A 14000-nucleotide genomic window follows, 5' to 3' on the forward strand; every position below is an offset into this window, starting at 1 on the left:
CGTGGGGGGCGGGCGAGCGCGCGGTTCATTGCGGCCCCCTCACCCAACCTGGGGCGGCTATTACGCCGTGCCATAGGCGCGCCCCTTCCAGCCGGCGGGCTTGCCCATCAGCGCGCGGGCCAGCGCCACCCACTGGATGGACAGCGCCACCAGCACCGTCAGCGGATGCAGGGGAATGGTCCACCACGGCTCCCGCACCCGCAGCGTGACGGCGGCGCGCAGCGCGAAGCCGAGCGCGAGCGCCAGCACCGCGGCGCTGCGCGGCAGGAAGAAGAACGGCCAGAGATGCGCGCCGGCGAGCATGACCGTCCAGATCGGCAGGCCCACCGGCGTCGCCATGCCCTCCCGCGCATTCTTGATGAACCCGGCCCAGCTGTCGCGGAAGTTGGTGTACATGCGGCAGGTGGCGAGGCCGTGGCCCTCCACGATCTCGGTCGCCAGGCCGTGGTCGCGCATGCGGCGCGCCAGCGCCAGGCCATCATGCAGCACCCCGCGCACCCCCTCATGCCCGCCACTCGCAAAATAGCCCTCCCGTTCCACCAGCAGAAGCTGGCCGCAGGCCGCGGCCATGCCGGGCCTGCGGGTGAAGGCGCGGCCACCGCCGGGCAGGTAGCAGAACAGCAGGAAATTGATCATCGGCACGGTCAGCGCCTCGCCCAGCGAGCCGATCACCTGCTTCGGCACGCCGGTGACCATCGCCGTGCCGGTGCGCGCGGCATGGCCGGCCATGCAGGCGGCGGCCTCCGGCGCCAGGCGCACATCTGCATCGATGAACAGGAAATGCGTGCCGCGCGCGGCATCGGCCAGGCGGGCGCAGGCATGCACCTTGCCGGTCCAGCCCGGCGGCAGGGCGGGCGCCGATTCCAGCCGCACCCGCGCATCCCGCGCCGCATAATCGCGCACGATCCGGGCCGTTGCATCGGTGGAGCCATCATCCATCACCACCACCTCCACCGCCACGTCGCGGGAGGCAAGGGCGGCATCCAGGCAGCCGGCGATGTTCGCCCCCTCGTTGCGCGCCGGAATGAGGATGGAGACCAGCGCGCCTTCCCGTGGCGTACCGCGCGGCGGGCGCACCAGGAACAGGTTCACGACGCCCATGGTGGCGGGGAACATGGCGAGGGCGAGCGCAATCCAGGCCCAGGTGAATTCCAGATCCATCGCCTAGCCCGCCCCTCCCGTGGGATCCCCTTTGGGATCATGTCTTGGATCGAATGATTGTCCCTTCGCCGCCGAAAGCAAGCGCCGCCACATCTGGTAGATGCCGCCCATGCCTTCCGGGCCACGCAGCAGCGTCTCGAACCGCGCGGGATCGCGCGCGATGGCATCCTCCGCCAGGCGGTCCATGGTGGCGGCCAGCGAGTCCGACAGCACCAGCAGCCGATCCTCCCGCCGCAGCGCCGCCAGGCTGGTGGCCTCGATGGGCGGGCCGAAGGCGCACAGCATCTCCGCCTTGCGCTCGGTCCAGAACGGGTAGTCCAGCGCCAGCGGCACGAACAGCGCATCGGGCGCCATCTCCGCCAGGCGGGACATGCCGGGGGCGATCGGCACCGGGCGTTCGCGCACGTCGCTGAAACGGCCGGGAGCGTTCATCCACAGCATGCGGTCCGGCGCCGCCAGCACCTGGCGCGCGGTGCGCAGGAAGGCGACGGCGCCGCGCGGGTTGCCGTTCTCCACGCCGAACACGCCGATGCGCGTCATGAAGCGGTAGCGGGACAGCGCCGCCGCATCCATCGGGATGAACATGCGCCGCCCCGGGAACAGCCGCTGCGACAGCAGCATGAAGGCGACGCCGTCCCACCAGCCCGGATGGTTGGCGAAGACCACCAGCGGCCGCGCGCCGTAATCCTGCGGCATGCCCCAGCGCGCTACCCGCGCGGCCCGCATATGCGTGCGGAAGAAGCGGGTGAACATGTAGTGGAAGAACGCCATGCGGCGCGGGTCGTAGAGCGTGACGGGACTTGCGCCCGCCTCCCCCCCGGCCCTGTCCGGCATGGCGTTCATGGCATGGCTACTCCGCCGCGGCGGCCAGCTCCGCCTCCCGCCGCCCGGCCTCGCGCGCCGCATCGGACATGCCGCGCCCGCCACGGTCGCGATCCAGCGCATCCGCGGCGATCCAGCCGGACATCATCACCATCGGCATGCCCGGCCCCGGATGCGCGGCGCCGCCGCACAGATACAGGCCCTTCACCATCTTGGAGCGATTGCCCGGCTTGAAGGCGCCGGTGAAGCTGCCATGGCTGGCGAGGCCATAGATCGCGCCGTCCAGCACCTTGTAGCGCTCATGGATATCGACCGGCGTGAGCTGGCTTTCGACCACGATCCGCTCCTCGATATCCTCCAGCCCCGCGGTGCGCTTCAGCTTGTCCAGGATGGTCTGGCGATACTTCGGGAAGATCTTCGACCAGTCGTGGTGCGGCCGCAGATACGGGGTGTGCACCAGCACATACAGCGCCTCCCCGCCCTCCGGCGCGGTGCCGTCATCGCTGCAGGATGTCGCCGCGAGATACGCGGTCGGGTCGGGGGCCGGCTCGCCCTTATTGTAGATCGCGTCGAATTCCTCCTCCGCATCGCGGGAGAAGACGAAGTCATGATGCGCCAGGTGGTCGTAGCGCTTGTTCAGGCCGAGATAGAGCACCACGCCGGAACAGGCCGGCTCGAATTTCCGCTTCGCATATTTCCGGCCGGGCGCGCCGCCCACCAGCTCCGTGTAGGTCCGCACCGCATCCATGTTGGAGATCACAGCGTCGCAGGCGATCGTCTCACTGCCCAGGCGAACGCCCTTGATGGCGCCGTTCTCGATATCAAAGCCGGTCACTTCGGCATTGGTGCGCAGCTCCGCGCCCAGCTCGCCGGCCAGCTTCGCCAGGCCCTCCGCCACCGCGCGCGTGCCACCCACCGGATACCAGACGCCCTCGCTGGCCTGCATGTCGCCGATCGAACACACCACTGCCGGCGCCAGATAGGGGGAGGACCCGATATACTGGCAGTAATGATCCAGCATCTGCGCCAGCCGGGCATCCGGCACATGGCCGCGGATGACCTTGGCCGCGGTCTGGCCCATCTTCAGCGACAACACGTCCCGGATCGTGCCCGGATTCATGTTGGCCTTCATGTCGATGGTGTCCGTCACCCCCTCGACCGGCCGCCAGAAGAAGAACTTCTCGGAGACGCCATGCAGGTGCCGGCTTTCCTCCTGGAACTTCCGGTAGCCCTCGCCCAACCCACGCCCCGGCGCGAACTTCTCGATCTCCGCCTGCATGGTGGCGACATCGGCCATCAGGTCGATCTGCGTGCCATCCTCGAAGAAACAGCGCCATTGCGGGTCCAGCCGGATCAGCGGCAGCTCCCGCGCCTGGTCGCGCCCCGCCTCCGCATAGATCCGCCGCAACACCCGCGGCACCGTCAGGATGGTCGGCCCCATGTCAAACCGGAACGACCCGGACCCATCCGGCGCCTCCAGCTTCAAAACCGCCGCCTTCCCCCCCATCCAAGGGTTCTTGTCCAGCACCGTCACCTTGTGCCCACGCGCCGCCGCAACACAGGCCGCGGCCAGCCCACCGAGGCCACCCCCCACCACCACCACCCGGTCTGCCATGCGTGCGTCCTCCGTGTCGTCCGAAGTCTTAACAGGTTTGCGCGGGTGGTTCGCAGGGAGGGCGCTGCCCTCCCTGCGAACCACCCGCAAAGGGCTTTGGCCCTTTGAACCCGGGGATGAGGGGTGGAAGGGAGGAGGGGCAACACGGGACCACCGGCCCAGCGGACGCTCCACGCCCCTCCTCCCTTCCACCCCTTAATGGGATTCCAAAGGGACCACTGTCCCTTTGGCGGGGGTGCAGGGGGCAGCGCCCCCTGCAGGCCACCCGCGGTAACCAGGTTAAGGCTCCGCCGCCACCGGGGTTGCCGGCTGGAAGCCGCTGCCGGGGGTGGGGCGGCTGGGGGCGGCGGACAGGCCGAGGTCGGCGGCGAGCAGGCCGGTGGTGATGCGGGCGCCTTCGTAGATCACCGGCAGGCCGCTGCCCGGGTGGGTGCCGCCGCCGACCAGGTACACGCCCTCCACGTCGCGGAAGCGGTTGCCGGGGCGGAACAGCAGCATCTGCGGCAGTTCATGCGACAGGTTGAAGGTCGCGCCGAAGCCGACGTTGTAGTCGCTCTCCCAATCCTGAGGGGCGACGATGCGCTCGTACTTGATGTGCGGCCGCAGGTCGCCGAGGCCGAGCACCTTCAGGCGATCCAGCGCGATCTCCCGGAAGCGTGCGCTCTGCTGCGCCCAGTCCGGCTGCACGATCAGGTTCGGCACCGGCACCAGGACATACAGCGCGGAGTGGCCTTCGGGGGCCAGGGTCGGGTCCGTGGCGCCGGCGTGCTGGACATACAGCGACGGGATCTCCGGGATCTCGCCGGATTCAATCTGGCCGATATTCTCCCGGTACTGCTCGGACAGGATGACATTGTGGTGGGCGACGCCCGGCAGGGTCCGGTCCAGGCCGAGGTAGAGCATGAAGGTCGAGCAGGAATAGCGCGCCTTGCCGATCTTCTTGTCGGTCCAGGTCTTGCGCAGGTGGTTCGGGATCAGCTTCGGGATGGCGCCGGCGAAGTCGGCGTTCACCACCACCGCATCGGCATCATGCCGCGTGCCGCCGATCTCGACGCCCTTGGCGCGCTTGCCGTCGAAGGCGATGCAGTCGATCGGGCTGTTCAGGCGGATATCGGCGCCGAGGCGCTCGGCCACCCGCGCCATGGCGTTGGAGACGGCGCCGCAGCCGCCGATCGGGTGGAAGACGCCGTGCTCGTATTCCAGGAAGGACAGGATGGTGAACAGCGCCGGGCATTTGAACGGCGACATGCCCAGGTATTTGGTCTGGAAGGAGAAGGCCAGGCGGACCCGCGGGTCCTTGAAGTGCCGCGCCAAGTCCCGGTCCACGGTGGACCAGGGCTTCATCAAGGGCAGCGCCTTGATCATGTCCGGCCGGATCATGTCGGCGGCGGTGGAGAAGGCGCGTTCCAGCACTGGCCGGAAGGCTTCCAGCTTGGCGCGGTTTTCCGCCATGAAGGGGCGCAGGCCCTTGGCATCGCCCGGCGAGATGCGGGCGATCTCGGCTTCCATGCGCTCCAGATTGGCGCTGGCGTCGAGCTTCGTGATGTCGCCGCCCTGCTCGAACAGCAGTCGGTATTGCGGCTCCAGCCGCCGCATATCGACTTCCTGTTCGAGATCCGCGCCGCAGCGGGAGAAGATCTCCTTCAGGATGCGCGGATACAGGAAGAAGGTCGGCCCCAGGTCGAAGCTGTAGCCTTCCGGGGAGGTCAGGGTGCGGGTACGCCCGCCCACCACCTCATCCTTTTCATAGACCGTGACCCTGGCGCCGGAGGCGGCCAGCAGCATGGCGGCGGCGAGGCCCCCGGGTCCGGCGCCGATAATGGCCACCTTGGGACGGGAGCGGTGAAGGGCGGGGGAGGACAAGGGTGCGGTCATATCGGTTGGCAGCAGATGCGTCCGGTCCGCCAGGGCGCAAGAGGCATGATCAACTGGTTAATGCCGCGAGGCCGTGGGCAGCGCCGCGCCCTGTTCGATTTCCATGCATCGCGCTTCCGCCCGGGGCAGCAGCCGGGCCAGGTAGAAATCCGCCAGGGCGGCGCGATCCGGGCTGGCGGAGGCGGCACGGGCCAGCATCCAGCCACCCAGCAGCCAGCCGCAGGCATCCAGATAGGCGGCCGCCAGCGACTGCGCCGCATCCGGGTCCCGCCCCTGCAGGCCGAGCAGCAGGTCGGTGACCGCAGCAAGCCGGGCGGTGGCATGGGCCAGGCGCGGATCGGTGGCGGCGACCTCCGCCAGCAGGGCGCGCATGGCGGCACCCCCGTCGCGGGCCAGCTTGCGAACCAGCAGGTCGATCGCCTGGATGCCGTTGGTGCCCTCGTAGATCGGCGCGATCCGGGCATCCCGCATCACCTGCGCGGCGCCGCTGTCTTCGACGAAGCCCATGCCGCCATGCACCTGGATGCCGAGGCTGGCGGTCTCCACCCCCCGATCCGTGCACCACGCCTTCACGATGGGGGTCAGCAGGGCGAGCCGGGTGGCGCCGGCCTCCTCGCCCAGCAGGTGGTGGCGATCCAGCGCCGCGGCGGCCTCCAACGCCAGCAGGCGGCCGGCCAGGGTGGTGGCGCGCATCTCCGCCAGCATGCGGGCCACGTCCGGGTGATGGTCGATGTTGCGGCCGTTCTGGCTGCGCTGCGCCGCGTAGGCTTCCGCCAATGCCAGCGCCCGCGCACCCTGGCCGACGCCCTGCACGCCCACGGCGAGGCGGGCGGCGTTCATCATGGCGAACATGGCGTTCAGCCCGCGCCCCGGCTCACCCACCAGCTCCGCCTCCGCACCATCGAACAGCATGATGCAGGTGGGGGAGGCGTGGATGCCCATCTTGTGCTCGATACCGCCGCAGCGCAGCGCGTTGCGGCCGCCCTGGGGCAGGATGCGCGGCGCGGCGAACAGGGAGATGCCCTTCGATCCCTCCGGCGCGCCGGGCAGCCGGGCCAGCACCAGGTGCAGGATGTTCTCCGTGAGGTCGTGCTCGCCCCATGTGATGTAGATCTTCTGGCCGTGCAGGGCGTAGCGCCCCTCGCCAAGCGGCTCCGCCCGGCAGCGCAGCGCCGAGAGGTCGGAACCCGCCTGCGGTTCCGTCAGGCACATGGTGCCGGTCCATTCGCCGGAGACCAGCCTGGGCAGCCAGCGCGCCGCCTGGTCCGGCGTGGCGTGGCCCGCCAGCAGGTCGATGGCGCCGGCGGTCAGCACCGGGCCGAGGAAGAAGGCCATGTCGGCGGCGGAGGCGAGTTCCGTCACCGCGATCCACAGCGCATGCGGCAGCCCCTGCCCGCCATGTTCGGTGGGGGCGGCGATGCCCTGCCAGCCGCTGTCGATCCAGTCCCGCATCAATTGGGTGTAGTGCGGCGGGCAGGTGACGGTGCCGTTGGCGTAGCGGGCGCCGTGGCGGTCCGCCTGCTGCCAGCCCGGGGCCATCTTCTCCCCCGTGAAGCGCGCGGCTTCCTCGACCAGGGCGGCGATGTCCGCCGCCTCCAGCTTCGCGCCGGCGGCCTCCGTCAGGCCGGGCAGGTCGATCACATGCGTCAGGCCGAGGACCAGGTCGTCGGTCACGCTCATGCCGCTTGTTCCTGTTCGAGATCGGCCAGCAGCCCGGGCGGCGGCGGCGTGGCACCGGCGGCCCATCCGGCCAGCCCCGGCGCCAAGGCGGGGTCGCCCGCCGCCCGCGCCAAAGCCAGGCCGAGCAGCGCGCCGAATTTGAAGCCGTGGCCGGAGAAGCCGGACATGACGAAGGCGCGTTCTCCCAGCCGCTCCACCACGAATCGTTCCTCCGCCTCGACGTCATAGTAGCAGGCGGCGGCGGAGATCACGCGATAGCTTTCCAGGTCACGGATGCGATGGCGGGCGAGGCCGAGAATCTCCGCCGCCTCCGCCGCCGTCGCCTCCCGCGGTGCGTCCGGGTCGGTGGTGGGGGCGAAGCGGTGGTCGCCGATCTTCAGCGGCGTGCCGGCCACGGGCGGGACAGCGTAGAAGCCGCCATCCCCTGCAAGGTCCAGCAGCATCGGCGCCGACTGCCAGGCGGCCTCGTGTTCCGGTGGCGGCGCCAGGCGGACGATGATCTGCCGCGTCGGCCGCACCCGCGCGGCCAGGCCTGGCACCAGGCGCGGCGCCCAGGGGCCGGCGGCGAACACCAGCAGGTCGGCCTGCAGCCGCACGCCATCCGCCAGCGTCACCGCGCCATGGGCGGGGTCCACCGCAATGGCCTGGCCGCGGCGGATATCGATGCCGCGCGCGGCCAGCCGGCGCGCCAGCAGCTCCACGATGCGCCGCGCCAGCAGCACGCCGCCGGAAGGCAGGTGGAAGGCGGCGGCGATGCCGTCCGGCATAAGGAAGGGGTGCCGCGCGGCCACCGTTGCGGCGTCCAGCTCCGTCACCGCATGGCCATCGCCGCGCAGTGCGGCGCGGCTTTCGGCCAGCCAGCCGCCCGGACCGTTCGCCAGGGCCAGCACGCCGGTCGGCACGTAGGGGCGTTCGCCGGCCTCGGCGAACAGCAGGTCCCAGGCGGCGAAGGCCGGGTCGATCATCCGCATGTAGCCGGTGGCGGCGCCATAGGCGTGGCGGATCAGCCGGTGGTCATCCACCGAACTGCCGCGCGGATTGGGGACCGGGTCCTGGTCCACCACCCGCACCGACCAGCCGGCGCGGGACAGCGCCCAGGCGGCCGAGAGGCCCATGACACCGGCACCGAGCACGAGAGCGCTTTGCATGGCGCCAGTCTGGCCTGCCCTGCCGTGGTTGTGGAAGGGGGGTCGCCGGTTACACCAATAGCAGGCTTGCCCCGCCCCGCAGCGCCGCGCCCGGCGCCAGCACATGCATCGGGCCGTACGCGGCGATGTGGGGGCGGTTCACCGCATCCGGCGCGTGGCTCACCGGCTCCACGCACAGCACCGGGATGCCGCGCGGGGCATAGACCTGCAGGTTGCGCGCCCAGTCGCCGGTGGCGCGCAGTTCCAGGTCCGGGCCGCCCGGGCGGGTCATCACCGCCACGCCATCCCAACCCGCGAAATGCGTGTCCAACCCCTCCAGCACCGCCTCCCCGCCATTCAGCCCGGCGCAGGGGCGCGGGGCGATGGCCAGGTTGCGGGCGTCGCGGCCGAAGATGGTGCTGGCGGCGAAGCGCAGCCTGGTGCCGGTGGGGCGGGTGAAGAAAGGGTGCCAGCCGATGCCCATCGGCGTCGGCGCGTCGCCGGTATTGGTCAGCGTCAGGTCCAGGGTCAGGCCCTCGGGCGCCAGCGCCACCTCCAGCCGCGCGGCGCAGCGGAACGGCGCATGGTCCACGGTGCAGGCCAGCACCGCGCGGTCCGGCGCCTGGGCTTCCACGGCCCAGACGCGTTCCCGCACGAAGCCGTGCAGCGCATGCCCTTCCAGCGGCCGGTTGATCGGCATGACGTAGTCCCGGCCACCCACGGAAATCCGCCCATCGGCCAGGCGGTTGGTCCAGGGCGCCATCAGGAAGGCGCTGTGCAGCCCGCGGTTCGGGCTTTCGCCCTCCGGCACCGGCTGCACGATGTCCTGCCCGCGCCAGGACAGGGCGCCGATCGCGGCGCCCTGGCTGACCAGGACCGTCGCGTCCCAGTCGCCGGAAGCGATCCGGATCATCGTTTGCCCTCAAGCGCCGGGCGCCGGCTCCGCCGGCTTGGCTTCATGCCCTCAGGTGCCGGGCGCCGGCTCCGCCGGCTTGGCTGCGCGACACTTGTCGCAGCGGCCGTTCGGCCGCTCGGCCGGCACGAATGCCGGCCGCAGGCCGGATCCCCGATCGCGGCCATCACTCGAGGTCGAATTGGTCGCGGGGGGAGAAGCCGCCCTTGCGGCTGTATTCGATCGAGGTGTAGCCGCCGCCCTGATACCGCTCCTCCACCGCGTCGTCGGAGACGATGTGGCCGACCTCGGCGCGGAAATCCTCGGCAGTATCCTGCGGCGCCCAGCCTAGCCGGTCCCGGTGGTCCTCGGCCCAGAAGCTGTCCGGGTTCTTCGAGGCACCCCAGACCACGCAGTGCCCGACGCGCTCGGCCTCGATGGTGCGGGCGATGAGGCGGGCCAGATCGGGGTAGGACAGCCAGGTGGCCAGCATCCGCTTGTTGATCGGCTTCGGGAAGCAGGAGCCGATGCGGATGTTGACGTTCTCCACCCCGTGCTTGTCCCAGTAGAGCCGGCCCATCAGCTCCCCATACACCTTGGACAGGCCGTAATAGCCATCCGGCCGGAAGGCGCAGTCGGCGTCCAGCTTCGCGGCATTGCCCTGCGGCCTTTCATGGAAGCCGATGGAGTGGTTGGAACTCGCGAAAACCACGCGGGCGCCGAACATCCGGGCGGCTTCGTAGATGTGGTACAGCCCGTGCAGGTTGGGGCCGGCCACTTCCTCGAAGGGCCGTTCCACGCTGACGCCGCCGAAATGCAGGATGGTGCCGCAGCCTTCCGCCTGGCGCACGATCGCCAGCGAATCGGTCAGGTCCGCCTTCACGAAGCTGGCGCCCTTCGGCAGTTCGTCCGGGAAGGGCACGATGTCCGTCAGGCGCAGCGTGTAGCCGGCGGCCGACAATTCCTTCGTCAGCATGCGGCCGAGATTGCCGGAGGCGCCGGTCAGCAGGATGGGCTTGGTGTCGGGCATGGTGGGAATCCTCAGTCGGCGAAGCAATGGATGGCGGTACCCTGGCCCAGACCCTCGGCGCGGAACAGCCCACCCAGCGACGGATGCGCCGTCAGCGTCGCCGCATCCTGCCCGGCGCGCAGGCTTGTGACGAACAGGCTGGCGAGCCCGGGCCCGGCGAAGCAGGGCATGGTGGGGGTGGGCACCGGAAAGGCGAAGTGGCGCAGGATCGCGCCCTGCGGCGAGATCACGTTGATGCGCCCGGCGGAGACACCGGCGGACCAGTAGTTGCCCTCGGCGTCGCAGGCGGCGCCATCGGGGCGGCCGGTCGCCTCGTCCAGCTCGCGCACGCGCCGCCAGGGGCCGATGGCGCCCGTCGCCGGGTCGAAGCCGGCGCTGTCGAGCACGGCGCGGCGACTGTCGGATTGCCAGATGGTCCGGCCATCCGGCCCCCAGGCCAGGCCGTTCGACACCACCAGCCCATCCCGCCGGCGCTCCACGCCGCCATCGGGCGTGACGCGCCACAGGATGCCGGTGGGCTGCTTCTCCGGCCGGTCATCCATGCTGCCGACCCAGTAGCAGCCATCGGGGCCGACCTTGCCGTCGTTCAGCCGATTGTGGCCCGGCTCATCATTCATGCTGGCGAAGGGGGTGATGGCGCCGGTGGCGGGGTCGAGCCGCACCACGCTGGCGCGCTGCGCCACCAGCAGCGCACCGCTGCGGCACAGCGCCAGGCTGCCGCAGACCTCCGGCACCGGAATGCGGCGGGTGACGCCGGTGGCAGGGTCGAAGCGGATGACGCAGGGGGCAAGGATGTCCACCATCCACAGCACGCCGCGCTTCGCATCCCAGACCGGGCTTTCGCCGACCTGCGCGCGCAGGTCGGCCGCCAGGCTGAACACCCCGCTCAGCCCTCGTAGCCCAGCAGCAGCCGCGGCAGGGTCAGCGACACGGCCGGCCAATAGGTGGTCAGCACCAGCGCCAGCGCGATGGCGCCGTAGAAGGGCCAGATGGTCTTCATCACCGCCTCGATCGGGATGCGGCCGATGGCGCAGCCGACGAACAGCACGGCGCCGACCGGGGGCGTGGTCAGGCCGAGGCCGAGGTTCATCATCATGATCATGCCGAACTGCACAGGATCCACGCCAATGGCGACGACGACGGGCAGGAAGATCGGCGTGGTGATCAGGATCAGCGCCGCCATGTCCATGACGCAACCCAGCAGCAGCAGGCACAGGTTGATCATCAGCATGATGACGACGGGGTTGGAGCTGATCGCCAGCATCCCTTCCGTCAGCAGGTCCGGCAGGCGGTACAGAGCCAGCAGATAGGCGAAGGCGGTGGCAGTGCCGACCAGCAGGAACACCACGGCGGAGGTGCGGACACTTGCGGCGACAGCGACCTTGAAATCAGCCCAGGTCAGGCTGCGATAGACCAGCACTGTCACGAGAAGTGCCCAGAGCGTGCCGAAGGCCGCGCTTTCCGTCACGGTGAAGACGCCCGACAGCACGCCACCCAGAATGATGAAGGCGGTGAACAGCCCCGGCAGCGCATCGACGAAGCGCCAGAACAGGTGGCGGAAGCCGGCCCAGGGCTCCGACGGATAGCCGCGGCGCACAGCCATCACATAGGCGGCGATGGCGAGGAATCCGCACATCAGCAGCCCCGGCACGATGCCGGCGACGAACAGTGCGGTGACGGAGATGCCGCCGCCCGCCGCCAGGCTGTACAGGATCATGTTGTGGCTGGGCGGGATCAGGATGCCCGCGATCGAGGAGGTCACGGTCAGCGATACCGCATAGTCCACCCCATAGCCCTTCGCCTTCATCGCCGGGATCAGGATGACGCCGGTGGCGGAGGTATCGGCAACGGCGGAGCCGGATATGCCGCCGAACAGCATGGAGGTGGAGACATCGACCATGCCGAGCCCGCCGCGCATCCAGCCGACCGCGGCGGAAGCCAGCGCCACCAGCCGGCGCGCGATGCCGCCATGCAGCATCAACTCCCCGGCGAAGATGAAGAACGGGATCGCGAGCAGCGCGAAGATGCTCATGCCGCTCGCCATCTGCTGGAAGGCGACGGCCGGGTTGATGCCCTCATACAGAAAGCCGGCCAGGGCCGCGATGCCCAGCACGAAGGCTACCGGCACGCCGGAGACGACACCGAGGACGAAGATCCCGAAGATCAGGAAAAGGCCGAATTCCACGCGAGTCTACTCCAGGAAGGCCGCGGCGATACCGCGCTGTTCGGGGCCGTCCTTGTTCAGGATGTCGCGCAGCACCTGCTCGATGGCGAAAAGCGTCACCAGCCCGCCGCAGACCTGCAGGGGCACATAGGTCCAGCCCTGGCTGATGCCGAGCAGCGGGATTTTGAAGTTCCAGACCATCTCCACCAGTTCCTGCGAGTAGATCATCATGGCGAAGCCGAAGACGCCGACGGTCGTGTCGCAGCCCACTGCGATCCAGCGCTGTGCCTGCATCGGCAGCGCCTCGCGGAAGCCGAGCACCGAAAGATGGAAACGCTCCCGCACGCCGACGGCGGCGACCGGCAGGGCGATGCACAGGATGGAAAGGGTCGCGGCGCGCTCGATCCAGGTCGGCGTGTCGTTCAGCACATAACGGCCGAACACCATCCAGCCCATCATCACCACCAGCCCGACCAGGGCGCAGCCGGCGACGACCACGACGACATGGCAGAAGGCATCGAGCACGCGTGAAAACATCGCCATGGCGTATTGCATCCTGGCAGCGGAAGGGATGGCGAGGAGAAAAAAAAGGGGGCGGCCGGGCCGCCCCCTTCGGCGCATCACGGCAGGGCGCGGATCGCCTGCACCATGCCGGCCAGGCGCGGCGTCGACGCATACTTCGCGTAGACCGGCTCCATAAGCTGCGACCACGGGCTGCGATCGGTCAGCTCGATCACGGTCACGCCCGCGGCCTCGACCCGCTGGCGCGAAACCCGCTCCCGCTCCGCCCAGAGCTGGCGCTGCAGGGTGGCGCTTTCGCGGGCGGCATCGCGGACGATGTTGCGCTCCTGCTCATTCAGGCGGCGCCAGCGCTGCTGCGACACGGCGAGCACTTCCGGCACGTTGGAGTGTTCCGTGGTGGTGTAGTAGCGCGCCACCTCGAAATGCCGGGTGCTTTCATAGGACGGGAAGTTGTTCTCCGCCGCGTCGATGACGCCCGACTGCAGGCTGGTGAACACCTCGCCGAAGGGCAGCGGGGTCGGGTTGGCGTTCAGCGCACGCATCAGGTCGATCCACAGATCGCTGGTCTGCACGCGGATCTTCAGGCCGCGCATGTCGGCCGGCGTGCGGATCGGGCGGGTGGAATAGACGCTGCGGGCGCCGCCATCGTACCAGGCCAGCGCGATGATGCCGATCGCCTCGAGGTCCTTGGCAATCTCCTGCCCGGCCACACCATCGATCGCGGCGTGGCTGTGCGCCACGTTGCGGAACAGGAAGGGCAGCGTCACCACATTGGTGGACGGCGCCAGGTTGTTGAAGGGCGAGAGGTTGAAGTTGCCGAAGTCGATGGAGCCCAGCCGCATCTGCTGGATCGCCTCATCCTGCTGGCCGAGCTGCGCGGAATGGTAGGTGCGCATGCGGATGCGGTTGTTGGTCCGCTGCATCACCAGCTGGCCGAAGCGGTCCAGCCCCTGGCCATTCGGGTAGTCCGCCGCATGGATGTTCCAGCCACGCCATTCCTGCGCCGCGGCGGGGGTGGCCGCCAGGGGCAGCAGGGCGGCAGCCGCAAGGGCCGCCGCGCAAAAGGCCGTGCCGGCCTTGGCGCCAATCGCGCGCAGAGCTTTCATGGATTG

Annotated in this window: 12 protein-coding genes; all 12 read right to left on the bottom strand. The window is 69.8% G+C overall.

The window, feature by feature from the left end:
* Positions 1-60: 60 nt before the first annotated feature.
* The 12 genes from HB662_RS09675 to HB662_RS09730 all read right to left on the bottom strand — a co-directional run bounded on the left by HB662_RS09675 (position 61) and on the right by HB662_RS09730 (position 13994).
* On the bottom strand, positions 61-1161 hold the full coding sequence (locus tag HB662_RS09675; RefSeq protein ID WP_168049541.1) for a glycosyltransferase: 1101 nt from the start codon (positions 1159-1161) through the stop codon (positions 61-63).
* 3 nt (positions 1162-1164) lie between these two features.
* The gene (locus HB662_RS09680) at positions 1165-2004 is read right to left on the bottom strand and encodes a lysophospholipid acyltransferase family protein (RefSeq protein WP_245185553.1); all 840 of its coding nucleotides are present in this window, start codon (positions 2002-2004) and stop codon (positions 1165-1167) included.
* A 7-nt stretch (positions 2005-2011) separates the two neighbouring features.
* Positions 2012-3598 carry a phytoene desaturase family protein gene (locus HB662_RS09685; RefSeq protein WP_168049542.1) on the bottom strand — a complete coding sequence of 529 codons (1587 nt, stop codon included), beginning with the start codon at positions 3596-3598 and terminating at the stop codon, positions 2012-2014.
* 279 nt (positions 3599-3877) lie between these two features.
* Complete coding sequence (crtI, locus tag HB662_RS09690) at positions 3878-5473, bottom strand: phytoene desaturase family protein (RefSeq protein WP_168049543.1); 1596 nt, start codon at positions 5471-5473, stop codon at positions 3878-3880.
* A gap of 57 nt (positions 5474-5530) precedes the next feature.
* The gene (locus HB662_RS09695) at positions 5531-7153 is read right to left on the bottom strand and encodes an acyl-CoA dehydrogenase (RefSeq protein WP_168049544.1); all 1623 of its coding nucleotides are present in this window, start codon (positions 7151-7153) and stop codon (positions 5531-5533) included.
* Entirely contained in the window at positions 7150-8301 is a 1152-nt protein-coding gene (locus tag HB662_RS09700; RefSeq protein WP_168049545.1) for an FAD-dependent oxidoreductase, read from the bottom strand. The genes HB662_RS09695 and HB662_RS09700 overlap by 4 nt, the downstream gene beginning before the upstream one ends.
* Before the next feature lie 49 nt (positions 8302-8350).
* The gene (locus tag HB662_RS09705) at positions 8351-9193 is read right to left on the bottom strand and encodes an aldose 1-epimerase (protein ID WP_168049546.1); all 843 of its coding nucleotides are present in this window, start codon (positions 9191-9193) and stop codon (positions 8351-8353) included.
* 166 nt (positions 9194-9359) lie between these two features.
* Complete coding sequence (locus HB662_RS09710) at positions 9360-10202, bottom strand: NAD-dependent epimerase/dehydratase family protein (RefSeq protein ID WP_168049547.1); 843 nt, start codon at positions 10200-10202, stop codon at positions 9360-9362.
* An 11-nt stretch (positions 10203-10213) separates the two neighbouring features.
* Positions 10214-11083: an SMP-30/gluconolactonase/LRE family protein gene (locus HB662_RS09715; RefSeq protein ID WP_209443211.1), complete on the bottom strand. Its 870-nt coding sequence runs from the start codon at positions 11081-11083 to the stop codon at positions 10214-10216.
* A 5-nt stretch (positions 11084-11088) separates the two neighbouring features.
* Positions 11089-12387 (bottom strand): TRAP transporter large permease subunit, encoded by a 1299-nt coding sequence (locus tag HB662_RS09720; RefSeq protein ID WP_168049548.1) that lies wholly within the window; start codon positions 12385-12387, stop codon positions 11089-11091.
* Between the two features lie 6 nt (positions 12388-12393).
* Positions 12394-12909 carry a TRAP transporter small permease gene (locus HB662_RS09725; protein WP_168049549.1) on the bottom strand — a complete coding sequence of 172 codons (516 nt, stop codon included), beginning with the start codon at positions 12907-12909 and terminating at the stop codon, positions 12394-12396.
* 77 nt (positions 12910-12986) lie between these two features.
* Positions 12987-13994 (bottom strand): TRAP transporter substrate-binding protein, encoded by a 1008-nt coding sequence (locus HB662_RS09730; protein ID WP_168049550.1) that lies wholly within the window; start codon positions 13992-13994, stop codon positions 12987-12989.
* Positions 13995-14000: the final 6 nt, after the last annotated feature.

The sequence above is a fragment of the Falsiroseomonas frigidaquae genome, assembly GCF_012163145.1.
GTDB classification, from domain to species: Bacteria; Pseudomonadota; Alphaproteobacteria; order Acetobacterales; family Acetobacteraceae; genus Falsiroseomonas; species Falsiroseomonas frigidaquae.

Coding starts and splice junctions, on each gene's coding strand:
- HB662_RS09675 (WP_168049541.1), bottom strand. CDS start 1,161: ATGGATCTGGAATTCACCTGGGCCTGGATTGCGCTCGCCCTCGCCATG.
- HB662_RS09680 (WP_245185553.1), bottom strand. CDS start 2,004: ATGAACGCCATGCCGGACAGGGCCGGGGGGGAGGCGGGCGCAAGTCCC.
- HB662_RS09685 (WP_168049542.1), bottom strand. CDS start 3,598: ATGGCAGACCGGGTGGTGGTGGTGGGGGGTGGCCTCGGTGGGCTGGCC.
- crtI (WP_168049543.1), bottom strand. CDS start 5,473: ATGACCGCACCCTTGTCCTCCCCCGCCCTTCACCGCTCCCGTCCCAAG.
- HB662_RS09695 (WP_168049544.1), bottom strand. CDS start 7,153: ATGAGCGTGACCGACGACCTGGTCCTCGGCCTGACGCATGTGATCGAC.
- HB662_RS09700 (WP_168049545.1), bottom strand. CDS start 8,301: ATGCAAAGCGCTCTCGTGCTCGGTGCCGGTGTCATGGGCCTCTCGGCC.
- HB662_RS09705 (WP_168049546.1), bottom strand. CDS start 9,193: ATGATCCGGATCGCTTCCGGCGACTGGGACGCGACGGTCCTGGTCAGC.
- HB662_RS09710 (WP_168049547.1), bottom strand. CDS start 10,202: ATGCCCGACACCAAGCCCATCCTGCTGACCGGCGCCTCCGGCAATCTC.
- HB662_RS09725 (WP_168049549.1), bottom strand. CDS start 12,909: ATGGCGATGTTTTCACGCGTGCTCGATGCCTTCTGCCATGTCGTCGTG.
- HB662_RS09730 (WP_168049550.1), bottom strand. CDS start 13,994: ATGAAAGCTCTGCGCGCGATTGGCGCCAAGGCCGGCACGGCCTTTTGC.